This window comes from Shewanella hafniensis (assembly GCF_019655335.1).
Classification (GTDB): Bacteria; Pseudomonadota; Gammaproteobacteria; order Enterobacterales; family Shewanellaceae; genus Shewanella; species Shewanella hafniensis.
The window spans coordinates 1-5264 of sequence record NZ_BPFD01000138.1; the positions used below are offsets into that span (position 1 = coordinate 1).

Sequence of the window (5264 nt, forward strand, 5' to 3'; positions counted from 1 at the left end):
GCGAGGTATCAATGGCGATTGGGGGGCATCGAAGCGTGTTAAACGCCTGCATGTTTTTTTAAAATGAATTGTGCCTTGCGCGAAAATTCACAAGTTTTTGTGGATTTTCGAAAATTGAATATGCTGCTCGCGTGTTAACAAACACACGTGAGCGCTTTCCCCATGTCGGGAAAGACGTTTGCCTTATCCGTAGGGGTAACCTTTAATTTTAGCAGAGATTAATTTTTCCGCTGCAAATTAACGGTTAGCACTCTGAAATGTAGAAAGAGGTGTAACGTGAGTAACAAGTATAAAGCGAATAAATCACGCGGCAGGCATGTATATCAATATTTTTCGCAGAAGAATCAAGCCCCGCTGAAGGTCGAATCATTCCTTGAATTGTGTATTGCGGCGCAGATGGAGTGTGAACCGAATATCGTTGCCTATGCTGCGCAGCCTGAAAGCCTGCATCTCCATGACAGTATTACCCATAAGACCATTCGATATACACCTGATTTTCTTATTAAATATGCTAACGGCACTGCAGCATTTATTGAAGTCCATCATTCAAGTCATATCACGAAAGACTTCCAGTCGCGATTAGCGCTATTCAATGAATACTCACTTAAGACGGCTAATGTCCCTATCGTCCTCGTTGATGAGCGTCAGTTAACGCCCATGATTTATACCAACCTCCAGTTAATCGCTAATCGGCGTTCTGCACGGTTATCATGTACGCTCAACCATGCAGACCTACCTGAATTGTTGACATTTGAGGCGTTAGTCGATTGGCTCAAGCCTAGAAGCCAAACATCCGTGGGTGATGCATATCATTTAGTCGGAGCCGGTTTTTACCAATTCGACAAATCACAGTTGCTACTGGCAAGCACAACCCTGAATAAGGTGATGCTATCGTGATGTTTGCTCAGGCGCGTGACCATCAATTCCACAATAGCAACGGCGACATCATGACGGTCTTGTTTGCTGATGACGTGTCGATTTTGCTCGAAGTGGACAATGATGAAAAAACGCGAGAGTTCTTAGCGCTAGATGTATTTAGCACAAAACTGCATGAAAAAACCCTTTTTCCCAAACCGGTCGAAAAAACGCGTCTCATTTTGTCCCCAGTACAGCAAGCGACTCGGGATTCACGGATTGTTTATATTCATACGCTGCGCGACATGCTGCAGAACGACGAAACCCTAAAGCCGACGACGTCCACTACCTATCAGAAAATGATTGAAGTTGTTGAGGAAAATTACCCTGCACTCAGAGGGGCTGAACATCCTAAGAAAACAACGATTAACCGTTACTGGAAGACTTGGATAAGCTCACGTTTCAATGATGACAGTTTAATCTGTAAATCACGCTCACATACCCCCCGTATCGGTGAGGAGTCTAACGCGTTAATCGACACGTATTTGAGCACGACTTACCAAGATAGTCGCCATAAAGTGGCAACGGGACATTATGCTTGTTACAAACAAGATGCGCTGAAAGCACGTGAAACAAATCCCAATATTATCGTTGCAAGCAAACGAACGTTTTCGCGCAGAATTGAAGCGAGACAGTCGATTTGTGACAAATTAGACGATCCAAAAACTCCCCACGCTGAACGTCAGCAGCTCTCACTTAACCTGATTAAACGGATAAAACTGCATTACCCATTGCAACGTGTTGAACTCGATTGTTTGCACACAAATATCCGTGTTATTGATGATGTCACGGGGGAGTTAACTGAGCCTGTGGTCATCTATTATGCACTTGATTGCTATACGCGTGCACCGCTAAGTATGGTTTTTGATTATGGCAAAGGAGAAGCGACGGAGGTTGTTTTACAGTTGATCCAAAATACGTATTTGTGTGACGACAATCTCCCCTTTTGCGGTAAGACAGATACGTTCATCATGGATAATGGCCCTGCATTTAACAACAAGTTAATTAAGAGTCTATGTGAACAGCTGGGGAGTAATATCGTTTACACCCCTTCGAATACACCGTCAGCGAAACCCTTTGTAGAATCGCACTTTAGAGTGTTTAGGCAAAAATTTGAATCAATGGTGGTGACGGATTCAGCCGGCAACCGCACTGTTGGTTTAAATACCTATCCGAAAAAAGGCACTAGAACAAAAATAAATCCACTTAAGAATACGCATATCACTGCCAGTACGTTCACAAAGATAATCAATACCATGCTGACAGAATACGCTCACAAGACCCATTCAGGGTTAAATTGTTCACCGATATTCTGTTGGCAGCAATCTAGGGTGGTGCAATCTTATTATGATTACGATTCTATTAAGCACCACTTCCATGTCGCGACACAGGCGCATGAGCAGCAACTCGATTCAAGAGGTTTTGTCCGTGTATTGAAACACCGCTTCACCAGTGTTGAACTGAAAAAAGTGCATACGTTACTCATGACCTATGGTCACAAAAACGTGAATCCCACCGTTCAGGTGTTTTACAACCCCTATGATGCAAGCAGTGTCACTGTCAGCGTTGCGCTCCCGAACGAGACAGAGGCCAGGTCAATCGTTGCTTATAATTATGATGAAGAAATCAACTCGCGTTGGCCCGTTTCCTTTGCACAGTTAAATGGCAAAGTGCAGAAAGGACAACACATTTTCCAAACTGAAAAACATCAGGTTACCGGTCAATATGCCGTTACGATTGACCGTTTCATTCCCGCCAAAACAGTACGTATTAAACGAAGTGGCAAACCGACAAGTTCGTTTGAAGACAATAATGCAAAAGAACTGTCAATCGAGCAGCGCATTCAGAATGCCAATGCGACGGACTCATTAAAAGATATTAAGTGGCAAAACTCATTAGACAAGACTGAATTGGCTGACAAGCTACGTGCAAGCCAACTGAATGAACCAGAACAAATTATTGATAACATGCAAAGGGACACTAAAGCCTTATGGTAGTCAGCATACCTACACCTGTAGACACCTTTATTGTTAAACATACATTGGTTAAACACGCGCATGAACAAATTGGGCGAGTTCATCAAATGTGTCACCTTCCCAATAATAAAAAAGGCGTGCTCATTTATGGCAAATCGGGCGAAGGCAAAACCTACATCGCTGAATGCTATGCCGCTCAGTATCCTCCGGTGAAAGAAGCCGACCACATTCGTCTGCCGATATTCACTTACCGTTTTCAAGAAGCGAAAAGCAAAGTTGATGATATTTTGCGACTGTTGATAACGGAATTAGGCGTGCAGCCCCCCTTAGGTAAAGTTGCCGCGGGTGAGTTAGATAAGCAATTTCGATTTCTGATTAAAGCACGTGGTGTCGAGCTCATTATTCTTGATGAAATTCAACAGGTTTTTCCTGCTAAACAAGGGAAAATTGCATTAGACATGTTGAAATACTTCTGCGCCCTACTCGACACGCTCACTTGTTCAATTGTCTTTATCGGTAGTGAGCGGGCCATGCGACTCCTGACCTTCGGCGAAGTGGATAAAACCGTCGACGACAACGAGCAACTCAGTCGCCGAATGCTGAGGTCAGTAAAACTGCATCGTATCTTACCGAGAACGCAAGAATGGGTTGATTGTATCAACAGCTTTCTACAGCAAATCAGCGCTCCTCAAATTGGTATCGAGGATAAAGAGCTATTAGATAGACTTTACGTTGCCTATATGGAGCGTAGCTTCAGTACCCTTGATGGCTTATTCATGCGTGAAGATATGAGTCATATCAAAGACTGCCACACACTGATGATGCGTTTAAAAGCGAACTTTTATATTTACAGCCAAAACGTCAATAATCCCTTTGATGAGTCTGAATATAGCTATAGGGCAATAGACGCTGCGGTCACACATGAATACCAGAAATTAAAGCGGGAGTTGAAAACGTGTCTTTAGCCTTTTCGCCACAGAGAAAACCTGATGAAGTTAGCATCGGTTACCTTCTTCGTTTAGCGCGCGTTAATGGTTACGCAAGGATTGGGAGTATGCTGTCGTCAGCTGAGCAAAATAACATTATTAAGCTTCAAATTACACCGGCTCTGAATGCTAAATTTGGCATACCAATAAGCCAAGGTGAGGTGTTTTCGACGATTATCAATCCGATGTTTAACCGCAACATTCAACTCAACCCTAAAGTGTGTATTCAGTGCTTGAATGAAGATGGCTACCTGTTAACGGAAGTGCAAAATCCGTTTTGCCATGCCTGTTCCAAACACCAATCTGCACTGACGAGTCAATGCACCACGTGTTACGAAAGCCTTGCTTGGGATATTCCACTTATAAAAGGGCACTGCACTTCCCCTCGATGCGGGGTAGAACTGAAACCCTCGTCAGAAAATGTGCGTTCATTGAGTGAGGCTCAAGTGTCAGATTGCCTCTACGCCGCTCTGGTATTGGAAAAAGAGCACATCATGGCGTTCAAACCGAACGCCTATGCTTCACTGCCATTTTATGAAAATATGCTCGAAAAGGGATATCGGTTATTAACGGATAATGCATTTTTTAGAGAGTGGGTACAAAAGACACTTCAGGCAACCTCATCTTTACTACCTCACAATATCCGCAGTGTGGCTATTGTGCAGTTCCTTGAAACACTTTCCTGTACGTGGCCTGCCGCTACGTTAGATATTGTTATCCCAGCTCCCACCGCAGATGGCATTGCTCTTTCGGTGACAGAACAATGGCTTCCATTTGGAAAAGCATCTCGGCTACTTGAGCTGGGGCCAGAAGAATTGCAGCAGCTTCAACACGTTAATTTAGTGAAACATGCACGTAAAAGCAGACTTCACCATAATAGCCAAATTGATGTCGCACCTATTTTCCAGTTGTTAGTCGGTAACGACATCCAACCTGGCATGGTGTGCTTATCAACACTCACGGAGGTCATGGTGCATAATGATGTTGAAATGTATGACATTCTCATAGGATTCAAAGAAGGCCGCCTGCAGTTAGGATATGGCGAAGGTCACAATTTACGACGTGCTATCTGGTGCGAACCGGCGTCTTTTATACGGTTTGCAAAGGACGTCTTTAGCAAGCGGCAATATGACGCTATCTCCCTAGAGAAAGCGGTATCATTAACAGGCTTACCCATGGAGCTACTTAACGCACTTAGAAAAATGGGTAAACTTCGCCCTCCTCGCGTCGCGCGTGCCGGCAGTCTGGCACTTTGCCAATTTGAAGATGTACTACAAATACGCCAGCAACAAAAACCAATGCAGTTATCACTCATATAATGAAGCAATATCGCCTGTTAAAACCTATATATATAAAATACTTACGATTTAGTCTAAAGCATCGACAC

At 43.7% G+C, this 5264-nt stretch carries 4 protein-coding genes; all 4 read left to right on the top strand.

Annotated features, from left to right (window positions below; genetic code table 11):
• Positions 1 to 276: 276 nt before the first annotated feature.
• From K5Q99_RS21225 to K5Q99_RS21240, 4 genes are read left to right on the top strand one after another with little or no spacing between them, the layout of a single operon-like run.
• Positions 277 to 897, top strand: coding sequence for a TnsA endonuclease N-terminal domain-containing protein (locus K5Q99_RS21225; protein WP_220778051.1), 621 nt, complete (start codon positions 277 to 279; stop codon positions 895 to 897).
• The gene (locus tag K5Q99_RS21230) at positions 897 to 2912 is read left to right on the top strand and encodes a TnsB C-terminal domain-containing protein (RefSeq protein WP_220778054.1); all 2016 of its coding nucleotides are present in this window, start codon (positions 897 to 899) and stop codon (positions 2910 to 2912) included. The genes K5Q99_RS21225 and K5Q99_RS21230 overlap by 1 nt, the downstream gene beginning before the upstream one ends.
• Positions 2906 to 3856, top strand: coding sequence for a TniB family NTP-binding protein (locus K5Q99_RS21235; RefSeq protein WP_220778052.1), 951 nt, complete (start codon positions 2906 to 2908; stop codon positions 3854 to 3856). Before K5Q99_RS21230 ends, K5Q99_RS21235 begins: the two co-directional genes overlap by 7 nt.
• On the top strand, positions 3847 to 5196 hold the full coding sequence (locus K5Q99_RS21240; RefSeq protein ID WP_220778053.1) for a hypothetical protein: 1350 nt from the start codon (positions 3847 to 3849) through the stop codon (positions 5194 to 5196). The genes K5Q99_RS21235 and K5Q99_RS21240 overlap by 10 nt, the downstream gene beginning before the upstream one ends.
• Positions 5197 to 5264: the final 68 nt, after the last annotated feature.

Bases quoted from the DNA above. Each gene is read 5' to 3' on its own strand.
- K5Q99_RS21230 (WP_220778054.1), top strand. From the start codon at position 897: ATGTTTGCTCAGGCGCGTGACCATCAATTCCACAATAGCAACGGCGAC.
- K5Q99_RS21235 (WP_220778052.1), top strand. From the start codon at position 2,906: ATGGTAGTCAGCATACCTACACCTGTAGACACCTTTATTGTTAAACAT.